General features: G+C 70.1%; 17 protein-coding genes. 6 read left to right on the top strand and 11 right to left on the bottom strand.

The window, feature by feature from the left end; translation table 11 throughout:
* The first annotated feature begins 46 nt into the window (after positions 1-46).
* Positions 47-553 carry a 3-isopropylmalate dehydratase small subunit gene (locus BQ7106_RS09755; RefSeq protein ID WP_072374901.1) on the top strand — a complete coding sequence of 169 codons (507 nt, stop codon included), beginning with the start codon at positions 47-49 and terminating at the stop codon, positions 551-553.
* A gap of 2 nt (positions 554-555) precedes the next feature.
* Positions 556-1,686: a 3-isopropylmalate dehydrogenase gene (leuB, locus tag BQ7106_RS09760; protein ID WP_072374904.1), complete on the top strand. Its 1,131-nt coding sequence runs from the start codon at positions 556-558 to the stop codon at positions 1,684-1,686.
* Positions 1,687-1,825: 139 nt separating this feature from the next.
* Here leuB and BQ7106_RS11090 read toward each other — a convergent pair whose 3' ends face one another.
* Complete coding sequence (locus tag BQ7106_RS11090) at positions 1,826-1,975, bottom strand: VOC family protein (RefSeq protein WP_162841083.1); 150 nt, start codon at positions 1,973-1,975, stop codon at positions 1,826-1,828.
* Positions 1,976-2,050: 75 nt separating this feature from the next.
* On the opposite strand from BQ7106_RS11090, the gene BQ7106_RS09770 reads away from it, so the two are divergent.
* On the top strand, positions 2,051-3,253 hold the full coding sequence (locus tag BQ7106_RS09770) for a MalY/PatB family protein (RefSeq protein ID WP_072374907.1): 1,203 nt from the start codon (positions 2,051-2,053) through the stop codon (positions 3,251-3,253).
* A gap of 125 nt (positions 3,254-3,378) precedes the next feature.
* Here the strand turns inward: BQ7106_RS09770 and BQ7106_RS11200 are convergent, their stop codons facing one another.
* The 5 genes from BQ7106_RS11200 to nrdD form a co-directional block, all read right to left on the bottom strand.
* Positions 3,379-4,080, bottom strand: coding sequence for a hypothetical protein (locus BQ7106_RS11200; protein WP_072374910.1), 702 nt, complete (start codon positions 4,078-4,080; stop codon positions 3,379-3,381).
* Positions 4,081-4,299: 219 nt separating this feature from the next.
* Complete coding sequence (mgtA, locus tag BQ7106_RS09780) at positions 4,300-7,023, bottom strand: magnesium-translocating P-type ATPase (protein WP_072374912.1); 2,724 nt, start codon at positions 7,021-7,023, stop codon at positions 4,300-4,302.
* A gap of 268 nt (positions 7,024-7,291) precedes the next feature.
* Entirely contained in the window at positions 7,292-7,927 is a 636-nt protein-coding gene (locus BQ7106_RS09785; RefSeq protein WP_072374915.1) for a GNAT family N-acetyltransferase, read from the bottom strand.
* A gap of 214 nt (positions 7,928-8,141) precedes the next feature.
* Complete coding sequence (gene nrdG / locus BQ7106_RS09790; RefSeq protein ID WP_072374918.1) at positions 8,142-8,702, bottom strand: anaerobic ribonucleoside-triphosphate reductase activating protein; 561 nt, start codon at positions 8,700-8,702, stop codon at positions 8,142-8,144.
* A gap of 169 nt (positions 8,703-8,871) precedes the next feature.
* A complete protein-coding gene (nrdD, locus tag BQ7106_RS09795; protein ID WP_072374921.1) occupies positions 8,872-11,094 on the bottom strand; it encodes an anaerobic ribonucleoside-triphosphate reductase in 2,223 nt (740 codons plus the stop codon).
* A gap of 379 nt (positions 11,095-11,473) precedes the next feature.
* Between nrdD and BQ7106_RS09800 the strand changes: the two genes are divergently transcribed.
* The 3 genes from BQ7106_RS09800 (at position 11,474) to BQ7106_RS09810 (ending at position 14,157) form a co-directional block, all read left to right on the top strand.
* Complete coding sequence (locus tag BQ7106_RS09800; RefSeq protein WP_072374924.1) at positions 11,474-12,634, top strand: pyridoxal phosphate-dependent aminotransferase; 1,161 nt, start codon at positions 11,474-11,476, stop codon at positions 12,632-12,634.
* 41 nt (positions 12,635-12,675) lie between these two features.
* On the top strand, positions 12,676-13,506 hold the full coding sequence (locus BQ7106_RS09805) for a Cof-type HAD-IIB family hydrolase (protein WP_240307479.1): 831 nt from the start codon (positions 12,676-12,678) through the stop codon (positions 13,504-13,506).
* 72 nt (positions 13,507-13,578) lie between these two features.
* The gene (locus BQ7106_RS09810; RefSeq protein ID WP_205407695.1) at positions 13,579-14,157 is read left to right on the top strand and encodes a nitroreductase family protein; all 579 of its coding nucleotides are present in this window, start codon (positions 13,579-13,581) and stop codon (positions 14,155-14,157) included.
* Positions 14,158-14,608: 451 nt separating this feature from the next.
* Here BQ7106_RS09810 and BQ7106_RS09815 read toward each other — a convergent pair whose 3' ends face one another.
* The 5 genes from BQ7106_RS09815 to BQ7106_RS09835 all read right to left on the bottom strand — a co-directional run bounded on the left by BQ7106_RS09815 (position 14,609) and on the right by BQ7106_RS09835 (position 21,172).
* Positions 14,609-15,268 carry a potassium channel family protein gene (locus BQ7106_RS09815; protein ID WP_072374927.1) on the bottom strand — a complete coding sequence of 220 codons (660 nt, stop codon included), beginning with the start codon at positions 15,266-15,268 and terminating at the stop codon, positions 14,609-14,611.
* 9 nt (positions 15,269-15,277) lie between these two features.
* Positions 15,278-15,931, bottom strand: coding sequence for a potassium channel family protein (locus BQ7106_RS09820; protein ID WP_072374930.1), 654 nt, complete (start codon positions 15,929-15,931; stop codon positions 15,278-15,280).
* Between the two features lie 6 nt (positions 15,932-15,937).
* Positions 15,938-18,778 carry a cation-translocating P-type ATPase gene (locus BQ7106_RS09825; protein WP_072374933.1) on the bottom strand — a complete coding sequence of 947 codons (2,841 nt, stop codon included), beginning with the start codon at positions 18,776-18,778 and terminating at the stop codon, positions 15,938-15,940.
* A gap of 194 nt (positions 18,779-18,972) precedes the next feature.
* On the bottom strand, positions 18,973-19,671 hold the full coding sequence (locus tag BQ7106_RS09830) for a response regulator (RefSeq protein ID WP_072374938.1): 699 nt from the start codon (positions 19,669-19,671) through the stop codon (positions 18,973-18,975).
* A complete protein-coding gene (locus tag BQ7106_RS09835; RefSeq protein WP_159431285.1) occupies positions 19,664-21,172 on the bottom strand; it encodes an ATP-binding protein in 1,509 nt (502 codons plus the stop codon). Before BQ7106_RS09835 ends, BQ7106_RS09830 begins: the two co-directional genes overlap by 8 nt.
* Between the last annotated feature and the right edge of the window lie 2 nt (positions 21,173-21,174).

The raw sequence follows: 21,174 nt of genomic DNA on the forward strand, positions 1-21,174 counted from the left end.
ACGGGGCATGACCCATGACCCGGGCACGTATCGAGGAGGAGAACCCATGCAGTTTAGAGGAACTGTCTTCCGTTACGGACGCGACATCGACACCGACGTCATCATCCCGGCGCGCTACCTCAACACCTCGGACCCGACCGAGCTCGCCAGGCATTGCCTCGAGGATCTCGACCCGACCTTCGTGGGGCGCGTGCGGCCCGGCGACATCGTGGTGGCGGACGAGAACTTCGGCTGCGGCTCGAGCCGCGAGCACGCGCCCGTGGCCATCAAGGCGGCCGGCGTGTCCTGCGTGATCGCCAAGAGCTTCGCGCGCATCTTCTACCGCAACTCGATCAACATGGGCCTGCCCATCCTCGAGTGCCCGGAGGCGGCAGACGCCATCTCCGACGGCGACGTCGTCTCCGTGGACGCCGACACCGGCACCATCACGAACGAGACCACCGGCGCCGTCTTCCACGCGCAGCCGTTCCCGCCGTTCATCCAGGAGATCATCAGCGACGGCGGCCTGGTCGCGCGCACCAAGCGCGTGATGGCCGAGAAGGGCGGGAACTAGCGATGGCATCCACGACCTACCGCGTCTGCACCCTGCCGGGAGACGGCATCGGACCCGAGATCATCGCCGAGGCCAAGAAGGTCCTCGCGGCGCTGGGCGAGAGGCACGACGTCGAGTTCGTCTGCGAGGACCAGCTCATCGGCGGCGCGGCCATCGACGCGACCGAGGCTGCCGGCGGCCCCGTGAGCGCGCTGCCGCCCGCCACGCTCGAGGCGGCGCGTGCGGCGGACGCCGTCCTTCTCGCCGCCGTGGGCGGCCCCAAGTGGACCGACACGCGGGTGGGGGCCGTGCGCCCGGAGCAGGGGCTCCTCGCGATTCGCAAGGAGCTCGGCCTCTACCTCAACCTGCGCCCGGTGCGCATGTTCTCGGCGCTCGTGGGCGCCTCGACGCTCAAGCCCGAGGTGCTCGAGGGCGTCGACCTCATCATCGTGCGCGAGCTCACGGGCGGCCTGTACTTCGGCGGGCACGAGCGCATGATGGGCGTCGAGGGGGCCGGCGTGGGCGGCGGCCGCGGCGAGTACGCGCGCGACGTGCTCGAGTACAGCGAGTACGAGGTCGACCGCGTGGTGCGCTGGGCCTTCGACGCGGCGCGCCGCCGCCGCGGCGTGGTCCACTCGGTGGACAAGGCAAACGTGCTCGACACCTCCCGCATGTGGCGCGAGGTCGCCCACAACGTCGCCGCGGAGTACCCCGACGTGAGGCTCGAGGACATGTACGTGGACAACGCCGCCATGCAGCTCATCGCCAACCCCGCCCAGTTCGACGTGCTCGTGACCGAGAACACCTTCGGCGACATCCTCTCCGACGAGGCGTCCATGCTCACGGGCTCGCTCGGCATGCTCGCATCGGCGAGCCTGGGCGACGGCACGGCGCTCTACGAGCCGAGCCACGGCTCGGCCCCCGACATCGCGGGACAGGGCATCGCCAACCCCATCGCGCAGGTCCTCTCGGTGGAGCTCATGCTGCGCTACAGCTTCGGCATGGACGACGCGGCCGACGAGCTCGCCGCGGCGGTCACGCGCGTGCTCGACGAGGGCTGGCGCACGGCGGACATCGCCGACGAGTCAACGCCCGCGGAGCGCGTGCTCGGCACCGCCGCGATGGGCGACAAGATCGTGGAGGCGCTCGGGTAGTCGCCCGGCGGACGGTCGAGGCCAAGAGGCCCCCGCGCCCGGGCATGGCCTGCGAGAGACTCGCCAACCCCCTCCCCGTCGGGCGGAGAGCCCAGCGGGGAGGGGGTCTCTGTGTCCCGAGGGCGCGCGCGGGGCCGCGCTAGACCGTGATCTCGACCTGGTTGCCCTCGGGGCCGAGGACGCATGGCTCGTAGTAGCCGTCGTTTGAGGTGGCGCCGAAGAAGCGGACGAAGAAGTCGCGCGCCCCCTCGAGGTCGTTCACGTAGAGTGCCGCGTGCTCGATTCTCATGGTGTCGCCCCCCGGTGTCCCTGACGCTGCGTTGACGCTATCCTAGCAGAGCAGACCAAGACGGGAGGGACGCCCATGACCTACGACTTCACCACCATCCTCGACCGGGCCGGGCACGACGCGCTCGCCGTCGACGCCATCGGCGCCGAGGGCTCCGCCTACCCGGAGCCCGAGGACGGCTTCGACGCCATCCCCATGTGGGTGGCGGACATGAACTTCCCCGTTGCCCCCGCCATCACCCGGGCCATCGAGGAGCGCCTCAGGTACCCGACCTTCGGGTACTTCCAGCCGTCCGACGCCTACTATCGGTCCATCATCGACTGGCACCGCGACCGCAAGGGCGTGGTCGACCTCCTGCCCGAGCACATCGGATACGAGAACGGCGTGCTCGGGGGAGTGGTCTCGACCCTGCGCACCTGCGCCGCCCCGGGAGACCCGGTGCTCGTGCACAGCCCCACCTACGTGGGCTTCACGCACAGCCTCGAGGACAACGGGTTCAAGATCGTGCACTCGCCGCTCGTGCGCGACGAGGCGGGGGTCTGGCGCATGGACTTCGAGGACATGGAGCGCCGCCTCGAGCGGGAGCGCATCCACGTGGCCATCTTCTGCTCCCCGCACGACCCCTGCGGGCGCGTCTGGGAGCGCTGGGAGGTCGAGCGCGCGATGGAGGTCTACGCGCGCCACGACTGCGTCGTGATCTCCGACGAGATCTGGTCCGACATCGTCCGCCCGGGCGTGACGCACGTCCCCACGCAGTCCGTCTCCGAGGACGCGCGCGCCCGGACCGTCGCGCTCTACGCGCCGTCCAAGACCTTCAACCTCGCGGGCCTCATCGGCAGCTATCACGTCATCTACGACGAGGGCCTGCGCGACCGCGTGACCTCGCGCGGCAGGAAGACGCACTACAACTCCATGAACGTGCTCTCCCAGCACGCGCTCATCGGCGCCTACTCGCGGGAGGGGAGGGCCTGGGCGGACGAGCTCAACCAGGTGATCGCCGGCAACGTGGACTGGGCGTGCGACTTCATCGCCGAGCGGCTCCCGGGCGTGAGCGTCTACCGCCCGCAGGGCACCTACATGCTCTTCCTCGACTGCTCGGAGTGGTGCGAGAGGAGCGGGCGCTCGATCGGCGAGCTCCTGGATGCGGGGCATCGCGTGGGCGTCTTCTGGCAGGACGGGCGCGCCTTCAACGGCCCCGCGCACATCCGCATGAACCTCGCGCTGCCGCTCTCCCGCGTGCAGGAGGCCTTCGCGCGCCTGGCGGAGCACGTCTTCTAGGAGTGGGACAGCGGGGACGGGGGGGGGGAGTGTCACCGCTCCGTCCCCGCTGTCCCAGGCGCTCTTCGAGCGGGAGGCGACCCTCCGCTAGCGCGCCCCCGACGGCACTGCCGCCCGCCCCGTCCCTACAAGAGGGCGCCCTCCGCGAAGGCCCGGTCGACCTCTGCCTGGAAGCGCGGGCTCACGCGGTTCTCCCCGTCGGGGATGAGCCCCCCGTAGGCCTCGAGCTGGTCCGCCCCCGAGATGACGGTGCGACGGGAGAGCTCCCGGGCCTGCCCCGCGATGAGCGGGACGGCCCAGGGGGCGGGCTCGCACGAGAGGTGGATCGTCATGCCGCTCGTGACGATGCCCCCCTTGAAGGGGAGCAGGGTGAGCAGATCGAGCGAGGGGATGGCGCTCACGTGCGCGTCGGCGGGGTCCTGCATGGCCCCCACCACGAAGAGGTGGTCCTGGTTCATGCAGACGATGCTGTCGGCGTCCGCGGCGACGATGGTGAACGCGTCGCGCACGGCACGTCGCCACGGCCGCGCGCAGGCGAGGTGCGCGTCGCCGAGGCGCATGGGGTTGTCGCGGACGAAGTCGTCGACGAGGCCGCGGTTCCTCCACAGCGCGTCGGCGACCTGGCCGCCGTGCTCGTAGAGCATGCAGGGGGCGCCCTCCCGCTCGACCAGGGCGCGGGGGTCGACCACGCCCATCCTCTGGTTGGCGTAGACGAGCAGGGAGTTCATCGTCGTGTAGAACAGGCGGGCGTCATCGTCGGACATGTGCGAGTAGGGGACGTACGTCGCGACGACGGTGCCGTCGCTCGTCTGCCAGTGCAGGCTCATGGTGCCTCCTTCGGTCGGGTGTGAAGGAGGCTAGCAGCTCGTCTGCCGCGTTGTCTGACGGTTGGCGAGCACGAGCCTGACGGTCGAGGCAGGGAGGCCAAGGGGGCCTCGGACCACCGCCGACCAGTTCGCGGGCGGTCGGCTTTTCGGGGCGAGCGGCGCCCCCGCCCCGGCCCGACGCGACGGGGGCGTCGGGCCGGGGCGTTTTCCGCGCGACGCCTACAGCAGCGTCCCGCCGCGGCGGACGAAGAGGCGGCGGGCGAGCAGCAGCGCCGCCGCGTAGAGCCCGACGATGGCGAGGAGCAGGGCGAAATAGGTCGGGGGCAGGGGCGCGAGGTCGAGCGCGGGGCCGAGCGGGGTGAACGGCAGCGCCGTCACCAGCGCGACCCCCAGCGCGCCGAGCACGGAGAGCTGCCACGCGGCGCGGCTCTCCACGAACGGCACGCGCTGCGTGCGGACGAGGTGGACGGCGAGCGTCTGCGTCCACATGCTCTCGACGAGCCAGCCGGCCTGGAACGTCGCCACGAAGAGCGCCCTGCCGCCCGCGTCGAGCTCGGCCCACGGCGCCCCCGTCACGCCGGGGCACACCACGAAGAAGAGCGCGGCAAACGTGAGGAGGTCGAAGACCGAGCTCACCGGCCCCATCGCGACCATGAAGCGCCGGACGGAGGCGCTGTCCCAGCGCCTCGGCGACCGGACCAGCTCGTCGTCGACGCTGTCCCAGGGCAGCGCCGTGCAGGTCACGTCGTAGACGAGGTTGAGCAGGAGCAGCTGGACCGCGCTCATGGGGAGGAAGGGGAGCAGGGTGGCGGCGGCGAGCACGGAGAAGATGTTCCCGAAGTTCGAGCTCACGGTCATCTTCACGTACTTGGTCATGTTGGCGAGCGTCCGCCTCCCGCAGACGATGCCGCGCTCGAGGACCATGAGGTCCTTCTCCAGCAGGATGAGGTCGGCTGCCTCGCGGGCGACGTCGACGGCCGAGTCCACCGAGATTCCGCAGTCGGACGCCCCCATCGCCGCGGCGTCGTTCACGCCGTCGCCCATGAAGCCCACGATATGCCCGGCGTCCCTGAGCGCGCCCACCACGCGCGCCTTCTGCGCGGGAGAGAGCTTTGCGAGGACCGACGCCTCGCGCACGCGCCGGCCGAACGCCCCGTCGTCGAGCGCCTCGAGCTCGGAGCCCTCGACGACCACGTCCGCGGGGATGCCGATGGAGCGGCACACGTGCGCCGCGACGCGGGCGGAGTCGCCGGTGAGAACCTTGGTCTCGACGCCGTGTGCCGCGAGCGCCGCAACCGCGTCGGCGGCGCCGGCCTTCGGCGGGTCGAGAAACGCGAGGCACCCCACGAGCGTCATGTCACGCTCGTCCTCGGTCGTGAGCCTCCCCACCCCGGCGGGCTCCCTGCGCAGCGCCACACCGAGCACGCGCATGCCCCTCTCGGCGAGCTCCGCGGCCCGCGCGCTCACGTCGGCCTCGAGCTCCGGGGAGAGCGGGACCTCCTCGCCGTCGACCTCGGCCGTCGAGCAGACGCCGAGCATCTCCTCGATGGCGCCCTTGCAGATCATGAGGGTCGCGCCCGACTCGTCGCCCACCACGACGCTGATCCTCCTGCGCTCGAAGTCGAAGGGGAGCTCGTCCACGAGGTCGTAGCGGGCGCAGAGCTCCTCGGCGGACGGGTCCACCTCGAGCGCGCGGCGCAGGATGGCGGAGTCCACGAGGTTCTTCACCCCGGTCCCGAAGAAGCTGTTGAGAAACGCCGCGCGCAGCACCCCCGCGTCCTCGCGGCCGAGCACGTCGAGGTGGAGCTCGAGCGTCACGCGATCCTCCGTGAGGGTTCCGGTCTTGTCGCAGCACAGCACGTCGACCGCTCCGAGGTCGGAGATGGCGTCGAGACGCTTCACGATGACCTTGTCGCGCGACAGGTCGACCGCGCCCTTGCCCAGGCAGCACGTCACGAGCACGGGGAGCATCTCCGGCGTGAGTCCCACGGCGACGGACAGCGAGAAGAGCAGCGCGTCGACCCAGTTTCCCTTCGTGAGGCCCGACACGACGACCACCGCGGGGACCATGAGCGCCATGAGGGTCACGAGCAGCCTGCTCGTCTGCGCGACCCCCTCGTCCGACGCCGTCGAGCGGCGCCGGCCCTCGCCGGCGACGACGTCGGCGGCGGTCGCCCCGAGCAGGGTCGCCGCGCCGGTGGCGATCACGACGCCCTCGGCGCTTCCGGAGATCACGCTGCTGCCCAGGAACACGAGGTTGTCGAGATCGGTCACCGACGCCCCCGCCCCCGCCCCGAGCTCGCGGTGCTTCTCGACGCTCTCGGACTCCCCGGTGAGCGCGGACTGGCTCACGAAGAGGTCGCGGGACGAGATGAGGCGCAGGTCGGCCGGCACGAGGTCGCCGGAGGAGAGGCGGACGACGTCGCCCACCACGACCTCGTCGATCGCCACCTCGACGAGGCCCGCCCCGGCGCGCCGGACGCTGCAGGTGGTCTCGACCATCTCGGCGAGGGCGGCCGCCGCGTCGCCGCTGCGCTCCTCCTGGACGAAGCGCAGCGTCCCGGAGATGAGCACCATCACGGCGATGATCGCGGGCGTGGTGAGGTCGCGCGCCTCGGGGCGCGCGAGGACCCAGTCGGTGAGGACGGAGACCGCGGCGATGAGCAGCAGGATGCCCACGAAGGGGTCGACGAACGCCGCGAGGGCCCGCCGCGCGAGCGAGGGGCGCTCCGAGCGCGCGAGGCGGTTCTCGCCCCAGAAGGCGCGCATGGACGACACCTCGTCCTCGGAGAGGCCGTCCTCATGGGCCCCGAGCTCCTCGAGGAGCTGCGAGGGGGAGGCCTCGGCGGCGTGGCGCAGCCAGTCGGCGCCCGCCTGGGACGCGGTCGCGGCAGGGCGGGAGGGGCGCGCGAGGACGCGCGCGAGGAGGGTGGCCAGCAGCATGGCTCACCTCGCAATCCCGGGACACGAAAGGGGCCGCGCTTCGGCGGCCCGAGGGAGTGCTGCTCTGAGCGTGCGCTATGCGCGGCGGCGCCGGCCGTCCCGTTTGGCAGGCGTCTCTCCCATGGGCTGTTGCATGCTTCGTCTGGAACTGCAACTGTCACTCATGGAAACCACCTCCCTCGGTTCGGGGCGCTCGCCCGCTCGTCGCGGCCAGTATGCCGCACTCCGGCGCCGCCGGACAACCCCCTCGTCGGGAGCCCCCCTCGCTTCACACTTTGGGCACATCCCTTGCGGAGGCGCGGGCCAGCCTGGCGTCGATGAGCCGCCAGGCCTCGTCGTTTCTTGTTGCGAACTCCTCCGGCGACATCCCCCATCCGGCGGGCGCGGGGCCGCGGTAGGCAACGAACCCCAGCTTGCGGTACATGCCGCAGGCCGGCCAGCTCCCCGTCTGGGTGGAGAGGTAGAGTGGCGGCCGGCCGGAGGGGACCAGCTCGTCGTAGCGCCGGATCGTCTCGAGCACGAGGGCCCGGGCGATGCCGCGACGCTGGTGCGCCGGGTCCACCCCGACCCAGTGCACGCGCAGCCGCTCGTCGCCGAAGTCGCGCCCGACCCACAGCGAGCTCGTGCCCGCGAGGCGCCCGGCGTTGTCCACGGCGACCACCATCTGCCGCGCGCACGCCACGGGGTCCGCGCCGTAGGTACGGTCGAAGTAGGCGAGGCCGTCCTCCACGGTGGGCCCGAGGTGCCCGAGGGCCACGTGCAGCCGAACCCACGCCTCGCGGAGGCTCGGGTCCCACGGGGCGAGGCGGTAGCCCGCCGGAAGCGGGACCTCGCGCACGGGCTCGTGCGGCCCCAGCTCCATGAGGACGGGGATGTTGGGGAGGCTTGTGTCCAGAACGGTCATCGACCATCCCTTCCTTCCAGGGGCTTCGTGCTGGTTACGGTCAGTTTTTGGCTGCGGACCGTCCACAACCCGCACGCACCTGAAGTACGTGCTGACTGCGGACGGTTTCGGGCTGCGGACCGTCAATAACCCGCACGTACCCGAACAACGTGCGGGTTACGGACGGTTCGGCCCCGAAAAGCGTCCACAACCCGCATGTACTTCTCGCCGGGCGTCACTCCATCGTGTGCGTGGAGAAGACCGGGTCGTCGCGCCACCAGACGACCTCGTCCCCGGGCGCCTCGAGCGTGGCGGGCACGTCGATGAGCCGCTGGTTGGACGAGCCGCGGAAGCGCAGCGTGATGTCGTGCCTGGCCTGGACGAAGGGCCCGTCCACGAGCACGTCGAGCGTGTCGAGGATGCGGTCCGTGACGTCGCCGAGGTTCCACGCGCCGCCGGGCCGCAGCTGCTCCCACGTGTGGCCCGAGAAGAGCCAGATGCTCTTGGCGGTGCCGAAGCGCTCGCGCACCGCCTCCAGGAAGCCGACGAGCCCCGCCTGGTTCTCGGGCTCCATCGGCTCGCCGCCGAGGATGGTGAGGCCGTCGATGTAGGGCGTGTCGAGCGAGTCCATGATCTTCTCGGCGACGGCGTCCGTGAAGGGCTCGCCGGCCTCGAAGCTCCACGCCTCCTCGTTGAAGCACCCCGGGCACCCGAGGCGACATCCCGAGACGAAGAGCGTGGTCCTCACCCCCACGCCGTTTGCGATGTCGCAGTACTTGATGTTCGCGTAGTTCATGATGGGGAGCTCCAATTTCCGAGAAGAACCGTGAGGGCCGCGGGGAGGCGCGGCCGCGTGCCGCACCGATGGCAGTGCGCGCGGGGCCTGAGGGTAAGGCCCCGCGCGCAGTTCTTGCGCAGCAAGCTGTTTGAGCACGGGACCTTACCCTCAGGCCCCGCCCCGAACCCTACAGGTGCAGCACGCGGTCGCGAATCTCCTCGGTGCGGCCCTGGTTCCAGAACTGGGTGCCGATGTAGCCGCAGGTCCTGCGGGCCACGTTCATCTTGGACTGGTCGCGGTTGCCGCAGTGCGGGCACTCCCAGACGAGCTTGCCGTCGTCCTCCACGATGCGGATCTCGCCGTCGTAGCCGCACACCTGGCAGTAGTCGCTCTTGGTATTGAGCTCGGCGTACATGATGTGGTCGTAGATGTAGCGCATGACCGAGATGACGGCCTCGAGGTTGTCCTGCATGTTGGGCACCTCGACGTAGGAGATGGCGCCGCCGGGGGAGAGGCGCTGGAACTCGGACTCGAAGCGCAGCTTGGTGAAGGCGTCGATCTCCTCGGTCACGTGGACGTGGTAGCTGTTGGTGATGTAGCCCTTGTCCGTGATGCCGGGGATGATGCCGAAGCGGCGCTGCAGGCACTTGGCGAACTTGTAGGTGGTGGACTCGAGCGGCGTGCCATAGAGCGAGTAGTCGATGTTCTCGGCGGCCTTCCACTCGGCGCACTTGTCGTTCATGCGCTGCATGACGGCGAGCGCGAACGGCGTGGCCTCCTTGTCGGTGTGGCTGTGGCCGGTCATGGCCTTGACGCACTCGTAGAGGCCGGCGTAGCCGAGGCTGATGGTGGAGTAGCCGCCATAGAGCAGCTTGTCGATCTTCTCGCCCTTCTTGAGGCGCGCGAGGGCGCCGTACTGCCACAGGATCGGCGCGGCGTCGGAGGTGGTGCCGAGCAGGCGCTCGTGGCGGCAGCGCAGCGCGCGGTGGCACAGCTCCAGGCGCTCGTCGAAGATCTTCCAGAACTCGTCCGTGCTGCGGTGGGCGGAGAGCGCCACGTCAACGAGGTTGATGGTCACGACGCCCTGGTTGAAGCGGCCGTAGTACTTGGGCTTGCCCGGCTCGTAGTTGCCGGCGTTGGCGATGTTGTCGAAGCCGTTGCCGGAGCGGTCGGGGGTGAGGAAGGAGCGGCAGCCCATGCAGGTGTAGCAGTCGCCGTTGCCCTCGGTCTCGCCCTTGGAGAGCTTGTACTCCCTCATCTTCTTCTCGGAGATGTAGTCGGGCACCATGCGCTTGGCCGTGCACTTGGCCGCGAGCTTGGTGAGATAGAAGTACGGGGTCCCCTCGGCGACGTTGTCCTCCTCGAGCACGTAGATGAGCTTCGGGAAGGCCGGGGTGATCCAGACGCCCGCCTCGTTCTTGACGCCCTGGTAGCGCTGCTTGAGCATCTCCTCGATGCACAGGGCCAGGTCGGCCTTCTCCTGCTCGTTCTTGGCCTCGTTGAGGTACATGAAGACCGTGATGAAGGGAGCCTGGCCGTTGGTGGTCATGAGGGTGACGACCTGGTACTGGATGGTCTGGACGCCGCGGGCGACCTCCTCGCGCAGGCGCTTCTCGACGATCATGTCGATTTTGTCGGAGCCGGGGTGCGCGTCGATGGCCTCCATCTCGGCCTCGACCTGGCGGCGGATCTTCTGGCGCGAGACGTCGACGAAGGGCGCGAGGTGGGTGAGCGAGATGGACTGGCCGCCGTACTGGCAGGAGGCGACCTGGGCGATGATCTGCGTGGCGATGTTGCAGGCGGTGGAGAAGCTGTGCGGGCGCTCGATGAGCGTGCCCGAGATCACCGTGCCGTTCTGCAGCATGTCCTCGAGGTTGATGAGGTCGCAGTTGTGCATGTGCTGCGCGAAGTAGTCCGAGTCGTGGAAGTGGATGATGCCCTCGTTGTGGGCCTCCACGATGTCGGCGGGGAGCAGCTCGCGCATGGTGAGGTCCTTGGAGACCTCGCCGGCCATGTAGTCGCGCTGGACCGAGACGACCGTGGGGTTCTTGTTGGAGTTCTCCTGCTTGACCTCCTCGTTGTTGCACTCGATGAGCGCGAGGATCTTGTCGTCGGTCGTGTTCTTGTGGCGCTTCTGGTTCTGCACGTAGCGGTAGATGATGTACTTGCGGGCCACCTCGAAGTGGTCGAGCGCCATGAGCTGGTCCTCGACGAGGTCCTGGACCTCCTCGACGGTGACGGTGTGGCCGGCCTCCATGCACTCGTCGGTGACGTTGAGGGAGGCGAACTTGACCTCGCGCTCGGTGAGGCGCTCGCTGGCGGGAACCTCGTTGTTGGCCGCGCGGATGGCGTTCTCGATCTTCGAGATGTCGAAGGTGACCTCCGAGCCGTTGCGCTTGATGATCTTCATCGCTGCCCCTCTCGTAAGACGGGCGCCCGCAGGCGCCCATCTGCGTGTTTGTGTTCCGGGGCACCCCCTCTGGGGTGCGGGGACTACTATGACACAACTAGTAGTGGTCGTGTGTCGACAACTCCACAAGATATTGTTGATAACCTGCTGAGATGCTGTTGATAAGCCATATCGGCGCAGGTAGAAAAAATGCTTCCGAAAAAAGCATTCGCCCAAAATTGACGGTGGTGTTTCCGTGAACGGCATGGCGAGCGGCGACGGCCCCGCAAGGGGTAGAGTGGAGGGGCCGCGCCGGGTCGGCCGTCGCGGCGCCCGGCGGGGCAAAGACGTTCGGGAGGCGTGCGGCGGGCCCGCGCGCCGCGAGGCAAGAGGGGTGCTCATGGAGTTTTCTCAGCGACTCGACCTGTTTGGCGACGAGGTCTTCGCGGCGCTCAACGCGAGGCGCCGCGAGCTTGAGGCGGCGGGACGGCGCGTCTTCGACCTCTCCGTGGGCACGCCCGACTTCGAGCCCCCCGCCCACGTGGTGGAGGCGCTCCTCGAGAGCGCGTCGCGCCCCGAGAACTGGAGGTACTCGCTGCACGACAAGGACGAGCTGCTCGAGGCCGTGTGCTCCTACTACGAGCGCCGCTTCGGCGTCGCCGGCGTCACGCCCGACATGGTGGCGAGCTGCCGCGGCACCCAGGAGGGCCTGGGCTACGTCTGCGCCGCGCTCGCCGACCCCGGCGACGTGGGCCTCGTGCCCGACCCGTGCTACCCCGTCTTCCAGAACGCGACGCTGCTCGCCGGCGCGCGCCCCTTCTACTACCCGCTCACGGCGGAGCACGGCTTCCTGCCGCACCTGGCCGACGTCCCGCGCGACGTCGCCGACGCCGCCAAGTACCTCATCCTCTCGCTGCCGGCCAACCCCGTGGGCTCGGTCGGGACGCCCGAGGTCTACGAGGAGGCCATCGCGTTCGCCCGCGAGCACGACCTCGTGGTCATCCATGACAACGCCTACTCCGACATCGTCTTCGACGGCGAGGCGGGCGGCTCGTTCCTGGCGTACCCGGGGGCGGCCGAGGTGGGCGTCGAGTTCCTCTCGCTCTCCAAGTCCTTCAACGTCACCGGCGCGCGCCTCTCCTTCCTCGTGGGGCGCCCCGACGTGGTGGCCGCCGCCAGGAAGCTCCGCGGCCAGGTCGACTTCGGCATGTTCTACCCCGAGCAGGACGCCGCCATCGCGGCGCTCACGGGGCCGCTCGACTCGGTCGAGCGCCAGCGCCTGCTCTACCAGGAGCGCCGCGACGCCCTCTGCGACGGCCTCGAGGCCGCCGGGTGGGAGCGCCCCAACGCCCACGGCTCGATGTTCGTGTGGGCGCGCCTGCCGCACGGCCGCACGGACTCCGTGTCCTTCTCGCTCGAGCTCATGGAGCGCGCGGGCGTGATCGTGACGCCGGGCGCGAGCTTCGGCCCGTCGGGGGAGGGCTACGTGCGCATGGCCCTCGTCATGGGCCCCGAGCGCCTGCGCGAGGCGGTGGCCGCGATCGCGGCGTCCGGGCTGTGATACAAAGGGACGGTATCCCAGCGGCGACCGAGGAGGACTCCTTGAGCGAGAAGAACATGGCGGCCCCGGGCCCCTGGAGGACGCCGGCACCCGTCCGCGCGGCCTTCTTCGACGTGGACGGGACGATGCTGAGCCATCGGCTCGGCACCGAGCCCGCCTCCACGCGGGAGGCGATCGCGCGACTCGTGGAGGCGGGGGTGACGCCGATCCTGGCCACGGGCCGCACGAGCTACCTGCTGGACCTCGTGGACCTCACGGGCTTCGGCGGCTTCGTCACCTTCAACGGCCAGCTCGTGGAGCTGGGCGGGCGCGTCGTCCACTCCAACCCCATGGACCCCGCCGACGTGGCCGTGGCGGTGCGGCAGGCGCGCGAGGGCCGCTACGCGTGCCTGTTCATGGAGCGCGACGGGATGTACGTGAACACGATCGACCAGCGCGTGCGCGACCTCGCCGAGCTCGCGCACAACCACTACGTGACGGCCGACGTGCGGCGCGCCCTCGAGAGCGACGTCTACCAGCTCAACCTCTTCGTGGGGCCCGGCGACGAGCGCATCCTGCTCGACGAGTGCCGCCACAGCAAGGCAACCCGCTGGAGCGACATCTTCTGCGACGTCATGCCGGACGCCGGCGGCAAGGACGCAGGGGTGCGCCTGGTGATGAGGGAGCTGGGCCTCGACCCGCGCGAGTGCGTGGCCTTCGGCGACGGCGGCAACGACGTGGACATGTTCGCCGCGGTGGGCACGTCGGTCGCCATGGGCAACGGCAACCCCGAGGCAAAGGCGGCCGCGACCTACGTGACCGACCACGTGGACGACGACGGCATCTGGAACGCCTGCGTCCGCCTGGGCCTCATCGAGGGGGCGCTGCTCTAGGCGTGCAAAAGGGACAGGCACTTTCGCACGCGGGACGGCCCCGACCCGCGCGCAGACGGAGGGAGCGCTCACATGAACGGCATGCAGTTCCAGGACCTGGTGGCGTCGTCGCGCACCTATCGGCGCTTCAGCGACCAGAGGGTGGGGGAGACGGTGCTCTCGGCGCTCGTGGACGCCGCCCGCCTGGCGCCGTGCGGCAACAACATGCAGCTGCTGCGCTTCCGCGTGGTGGGCGAGAAGGACGAGTGCGACGCGGTCTTCGGCCACCTGCGCTGGGCCGCGCTCTACCGTGACTGGGACGGACCGGAGCCGGGGGAGCGTCCGCACGGCTACGTGGTGATCTGCCTGCCGAGCGAGCTCGCGGACAATCCCATCCGCCTCATCGACGTGGGGATTGCGGCGCAGACGATGGCACTCGCCGCGTGCGCGCGCGGCCTCGGGTGCTGCATGATACGCAGCTTCGACGCGGGCCTCGCCCCGGAGCTCGCGCTGCCCGAGGGCCTCGTCCCCGCGCTCGTGCTGGCAGTGGGCGGGCGCGGGGAGCGCGTGGTCCTCGAGGGACCGGACACCGAGCACGGCCTCTCCTACTGGCGAGACGCCGACGGCACGCACCACGTACCCAAGCTCGCCCTCGAGGACCTGCTGGTCTAGGGGCGGCACCCCGCATGACTCCGCGCGGCCGCACAATTTCGGAATTGTGCGGCCGCGCGGGTCGGACGGGGGACAAAGTGCCTGTTGGAGGTTCTTCTCGCGGTCAAGAAATCGGCCCAGTGCGCGCTCGTGTCCGCACAATTTCGAGATTGTGCGTTCAGGGGTTGGGCTGCGCGCGTCGTGAGCCGGCTGCGGGCGTCATCGGTCCGCGCTACTCCCCGCGCGTCAGCTCCTCCTCGAGGACCGGCCAGAGCGCGATGGGGGCCAGGAGGAGCAGGGTTCCCAGGGCGGCGAGAAGCACGTAGAGCTGCTGGATCATCATGGTCTCCCTTCGCGGCGGCGTGCGTGACGGGACCATTGTCCCGCCGGCGCCCCCGGGGAGCCATCGCACAAGGTTGCGCCCACCTTACGGTTTCGCAAGGCATGCCCGCGCTTCGCCCCGCGACGCACCTCACGCGAACGCGCGGTGAAGCCGGGTGCGTCCCTGCTCGTCCGTGAACGCGATGATTTTGTCCCCCGCCTCGAAGCGCGTGTCCCCCTTGGGGACCACGATGCCGTCCTGGCGCTCTATGGCCACGAGAATCGTGGTGCCCGGGAGCTCCACGTTGCGCAGGGCCTCGCCGATGACGCGCGAGCCGGGGCGCACCTCCACGCGCACGACGGCGTGGCCGTCCTTGCCCAGGCGCAAGATCGTGAACACGTCGCGCAGGTCGAGCCCTTCCTGCACGGAGCGGGCGAGAAGCTCGGCCTGGTTGATGCTCACGTCCACGCCCATGCCCTCGTTGAACATCCAGGCGTTTGCCGGGTTGTTCACGCGTGCCACCACGCGGCCCACGCTGTACTCCATCTTGGCGAGGGTGGAGACCACGAGATTGACCTCGTCGGAGCCCGTGGCGGCCACCACCACGTCCGCGTGGAGGATGCCCGCGCGCTCCAGGGCGAGCGGGTCGGCGCCGTTCCCGAGGATGACGTCCTTCTCGCCGAACTGCTCGCGCAGGCGCGCGACGTGGTCCTTGCGGGACTCGATGATGCGGATGCGGTAGCCGTCCTCGGTGAGGAGCGTGGCGAGGTAGGTCCCGGTCTTGCCGCCGCCCACGATAATGATGTCCATGGTGCCCTCCTACGCGCTCGTGCCGATCATGTAGCGGAACTTCGCCGAGGCGCTCGACGCCACGGCGGCATAGATGACGTCCCCGTGCTCGAGGACGGTCCCGAGCGTGGGGATGAAGGTCTCGTTGTTGCGCGAGACCGCCACGACCTCCACCTCGCCCAGGGCCGTGAGCTCGCGCACGGGGCGCCCCTCCAGAAGGGCCGGGACGTCGCTGCGCACGAGCTGCACGTCGCCCGAGCCGATCTCCAGCACCGTGTCCATCTCCTGGTAGGTGAGCAGCTCGCAGGCATGGCGGATGCCCCAGTCCGTGGTGGAGATGGTCTGTATGCCCAGGCGCCGGTACGCCTCCGCCTTGCTTATGTCATAGAGCCGCGCGATGACGCGGGGCACGCGATAGGTTCCGCGGGCCACGCGGGCGATGACGATGTTCGCCTCGTCCGAGGACGTGCAGGCAACGACGGCGCTCGCTCGCTCAACGCCCGCGGCGGAGAGGACCTCGCGGTCAAACCCCACGCCCACGACGTGCCTGCCGGCGAAGTCCTCCCCCAGCTCCTCGAGCTCCTCGGCGTCGCGGTCTATGACGGTGACGTCGTGCCCCTGACGGCTCAGCCTCCTGGCGAGCCCGCGGCCCATGTGGCCCGCGCCCACGATGATGACGTTCATGGCAACCTACCTCTCCTCGGCGCCCGCACGATTGGCGCGGCGCCTCCTGACAAGACGGAACACGGCCTTGCGACCCTCCTCCACCGCAAGCACGAGCGGCGGCAGGCAGCAGAGGAAGACGTAGTCAAAGAGCCCGAGCGGGCTGGTGTGGAAGACCTGCTGGAACGGCGGGAAGAGCGTTATGAACACGATAAGGCAGACCTCGAAGACGATGCCCACGTTGATGTGGCGGTTGGAGAGGAGCCCTCGAGAGAAGACCGAGGCGGTCTCGGTGCGGCAGTTGAGGACCTGGCCGATCTGGGCAAACACGATCGCCGCGAGGCACATCGTGGTGGCGCGCACGTAGACCGGGTCGGCGTCCGTGCCCACGCCGAACATCGGCAGGCCCGGCAGCCACCCGGCCTCGACCTGAGCGAAGACGTAGGCGGCCATGGAGACGACGGCGCCCATGAGCCCGTAGCCGAGAAACGCCTTGCGCATGAGCTTTGCCGTGAGCAGGGGCTCCTTCGGGTCGCGCGGCGGGCGGTCCATGACGTCGGCCTCCGGGGCCTCGCAGCCCAGGCCGAGCGCCGGCAGCATGTCCGTGCCGAGGTCGATGGTGAGGATCTGCATCGTGGTGAGCGGCAGCGGCACGGCGCCGCCCGAGAGCAGGTAGACGGCCGAGGGCACCGCCTCGGGCATGTTGGAGTTCAAGATGTAGAGCATGAACTTGCGAATGTTGGCGTAGACGGCACGCCCCTCCTCGATGGCGTGGACGATGGAGGCGAAGTTGTCGTCCGTGAGCACCATGTCGGCGGCCTCCTTGGCCACGTCCGTGCCCGTGACGCCCATGGCCACGCCTATGTCGGCCTTCTTGAGCGCGGGGGAGTCGTTTACGCCGTCGCCCGTGACTGCAACGATCTCTCCCATCTGCTGGAGGTTCTCCACCACGCGCAGCTTCTGCTCGGGAGCCATGCGCGAGAAGACCACCTCGCCTCCGAGAATCTCGCGGAGCTCTGCGTCGCTCATGCGCTCCAGCTCTACTCCCGACACCACCCGCGGGTGCTCTCCGCGCACGATGCCGATCCTGCGCGCAATGGAGACGGCGGTGAGGCCGTAGTCCCCGGTGATCATGATGACGCGGATGCCCGCCCGCCGGCACTGCTCGACGGCTGCCGCCACCTCAGGACGCGGCGGGTCCTGCATGACCTCGAGACCAACGAAGACGAGGTCGCGCTCTATGTTCTCGGGCGTGTAGGCGCTCATGGCGCGCGGCACGCTCTCGTCGTCGGTGCGGAGCGGCCGGTAGGCCACGGCAAGGACGCGCAGGCCGTCGGCGGCGTAGGCGTCGTTTGCCGCGCGAATCCTCTCGTGCAGCTCGTCTGTCATCTCCACGGTCTTCTCGTAGGCGCGGCAGCGGGTGGAGAGGCGCACGATCTCACTGGGCGCTCCCTTCACGAAGGCCACGCGGCGTGCGCCCTCGAGAGGCTCGGAGAGCTGGTGGATCGTCGTCATGCGCTTGCGGCGGCTCTCGAAGGGCAGCTCGCGCACGCGGGGGCAGGACGCCTCCAGCTCCGCGGGGTCGAGCCCGGCCTTCTGGGCGGAGACGAGCAGGCACGCCTCGGTGGGGTCGCCCAGCACCGTGTAGCGCCCTCCCTCCTCCTCGGGCGCGATGAGGCGGGCGTTGGAGCACAGCGCCCCGCCGGAGACGAGCAGGCGCAGGTCGTCGTCATAGATGGCCTGGATGCGATGACCTGCCGCGCGCACCTCGCCCTCGGGGGCGTAGCCCACGCCCGTGACCTCGTACTCCGAGCCCACCGTCCAGAGGTGGTTCACCGTCATCTCGTTCTGGGTGAGGGTGCCTGTCTTGTCCGTGCAGATGACCGAGGTGGACCCCAGTGTCTCCACCGAGTTGAGCTTCTTCACGAGGGCGTTTCTCTTGCTCATGCGCTGCACGGCCATGGCAAGCGAGAGCGTCACCGTGGGCAGGAGCCCCTCGGGGATGAACGCGACCACCATGCCCAGGGAGAAGATGAAGGCGGCCGCGAACTCGCTCCCCACGAAGAGCTGGTCCAGGAGGAAGAAGCCCACGCCCATGCAGGCGGCAAAGACCGTGATCTGCCTGGTGGTGCGGTTGAGCTGCTGCTGGAGCGGGCTCTCGGCCTCCTCCATGTTCTGCGTGAGGTGCGCGATCTTGCCAAACTCCGTGTCCATGCCTATGCGCGTGACCACCGCGCGGCCGGTTCCCTCCGAGACCGAGGTCCCGGCAAAGAGGAGGTTGGGCGTCTCGGCCTGCGTGAGGTCCTCCTCCAGCACCGCGTCGGCCGTCTTGCGCACGGGGTTGGACTCCCCGGTGAGCGTGGACTGGTTGACCTGGAGGTCGTTGGCGCGCACCACGCGCGCGTCCGCGGAGATCTTGTCCCCCTCGGCGAGCAGCATGACGTCCCCGGGCACGAGGTCCTCGGCCAGGATCTTCTGCTCCTGGCCGTCGCGGATGACGCTTGCGTAGGAGGGGAGCATCTTCTTGAGCGCGTCCGTGGCCTTGCCCGCGCGGTACTCCTGCCAGAAGCTGAAGCAGCCGTTGATGACGTTCACGAGCCAGACCGCCACGCCCAGCTCAGGCAGCCCCGCCACAAAGGCAATGGCGCCGGCGGCCCACAGGAGGCATGCCATGAGGTGGGTGAAGTTGGAGAGAAACGCCAGAACCGGCGACCTCCTCTTCTCCGTTTGGATGAGGTTCTTGCCCTGCCGGGCCTGACGGGCCTCCGCCTCCGACTGCGTGAGTCCGGCCGGCGAGGTCTCGAGTGCCGAGAAGACCCTGTCCGCCGTGAGCCTCTGCACGGCCACGGAGGCTGTCGCTTCGCTCATCTCGGCCCTCCCTTCTCGTGTGGCTGTGCGTACGCGGCAAAGGGTAGGCCAGGGAGGGGCGTGTGGGCGCGGGGTGCCAGCGGGTGGTCAAAACGCCACGTGCCGAGCATAAAGACCCTGTTAAGAGGGGGCGTCTCGGCATAAAGGCGGCATTAACGCCGCAGGTCGGCAGCTTGCGAAGCGGGACCCGGCAGCTACTCCACCCGAACCATGCGATAGCCCACGCCCACGTGGGTCTGGACGAGCTCGGGGCCGATCTTCTTGCGCAGGGAGGCCATGATGACGCGCAGCGACGCGAGGTCCCCCACCTGGCCCTCGCCCCACGCGTGCTCGAGGAGGTACTGGTGGGTGAGGACCTTGTCAGTGTTTCTGGAGAGAAGGACGAGCAGCCGGTACTCCATGGGGGTGAGGTGGAGCTCCTCCCCGCGCACGCGCGCGATCCCGGCCGCGTAGTCGATCGTGAGCCCGCCGTTCGCGAAGGTGGGCGACTCGGGGCGGGCGGGCTCGCGGCTCGCGCGCCGCAGCGCCACCCGCACGCGCGCGAGGAGCTCGCCCACCGAGAAGGGCTTCACGAGGTAGTCGTCGGCGCCGGCGTCGAGCGCGTCGATCTTGTCGGCGTCGTCGGAGCGGGCGGAGACCACGATGATGGACAGGTCGCTCGACCAGGTGCGCACGCGGCGGACGACCTCGATGCCGTCCATGTCGGGCAGCCCCAGGTCGAGCAGGATGACGCGCGGCGCGAGCTCCGCGGCGTCGGCAATGGCCCGACGGGCGGTCCCGGCGAGCGCGTGCCGCAGGCCGCGCGACTCGAGCGCGGTGCCGACGAGGTTCGCGATGGCAGGGTCGTCCTCGACGACGAGGACGAGCGGGGCGTCGGCGGCTGGCTCAGACATTGGGTACCTCCTCGGCGGGAAGGGTGAGGGAGAAGACGGAGCCGTGCGGGGCGCGGTCGCGCACGGAGATGGTGCCGCCGTGGGCCCGCGCGACCGCCCGGCAGACGGTGAGCCCCAGCCCGACGCTGCGCGTCCCGTCGGGCAGGGTGGCGCCCGCGGTGCGGAAGGGGTCGAAGACGAGGTCCTTCTCGGCGTCCGGAATCCCAGGGCCGTCGTCCGCCACGCGCAGCTCCACGACCTCGCCCGCGCGCTCCGCCGAGACCGTGACGCGGCAGCCCGCGGGCGTGTGCGAGACGGCGTTGTTGACGAGGTTCACGAGCGCCTGGACGACGAGCGCGGGGTCCGCGCGCACGAGCAGCGGTTCGTCCGGAGCCTCGAAGCGCACCTCGTGGGCGTCGTCGCGCGCGGCGTGTCGCAGGGCCTCCTCCACGAGGTCGTCCACGAGCTCCGCGTCCGCCTGCGGCCGGACGCCGCCCTCCTCGAGGCGCGTGACCGTGAGGAGGTTCTCCACCGTGGCGCGGAGCCACGACGCGTCGTCGCGGACCGACTCGAGCAGGGCGCGCCGGCGCGCCCCGTCGAGGGCGTCGGAGGCCTCGAGCAGGACGTCGGCGTTGCCGATGATGGAGGTGAGCGGCGTGCGGAGGTCGTGGGAGATCGAGCGGAGGAGGTCAGCGCGGGTGCGCTCGTCGCGCGCGCGGACGGCGGCGCGCTCGCGCTCCTCGAGGGCGAGCAGGCGCTCGGCGGCGAGGGCCGAGACGCCGCAGGCGGATCGCCACAGGTCGACGTCCTCGGGAGCGAGGTCGGACGCGGGGGCGAGCGCAATCACGCCGAGCGGACGTCGATCGCTGCCGAAGGGGAGGTAGAGGCCCGATGCCGCCCCGAGGGAGGCGGTCGTCGCGCCCGCCGGGGCGCGGTTCGCGAGGGCGAGCAGGGCGACCTGTCGCTCGTCGACGACGGTCCCGCCCGGCTCGAGGGGGTAGGCGCGCTGCGGCCCGAGGGCCGCGGCGCCGTCGGCGACGGGGTACCACGCCATCGAGCGCCGCAGCGTGCGCGCGGTGCATCGTGCCATGACGCCGATCACGGCGTCGACGTCGGCGCAGTCCTGGAGCTCGCCCCTGAGGGCGAGCAGCGCCTGCGAGCGGGCGCGGGCGTCCTGCGCCTCGCGGGCCTCGGCGCGCAGGCGCGCGGCGAGGCGGCCCGCGACGAGCGCGACGACGAACATCACGGCAAACGTTCCCGGCATGGCGGGGTCGAGCGCCTCGAGCGAGAGCGTGGGCGCCGCGAAGAAGAAGTTGAACGCGAGGACCGACAGCGCCGCCGCCGCGATGCACCACGATCCGCCCGGGGTCAGGAGCGCGACGCCGATGACGGAGAGCACGTAGGTCACGACGACGGTCGCCTGCTGCAGCCCCGCGGCGCTCAGGCACGCACCCGCCGCCGTGGCGGCAGCGATGAGCCCGACCGTCACGAGAAGCGATGAAAAGGGGGTCCCCCTTCCCATCG

This window comes from Thermophilibacter mediterraneus, assembly GCF_900119385.1.
GTDB classification, from domain to species: domain Bacteria; phylum Actinomycetota; class Coriobacteriia; order Coriobacteriales; family Atopobiaceae; genus Thermophilibacter; species Thermophilibacter mediterraneus.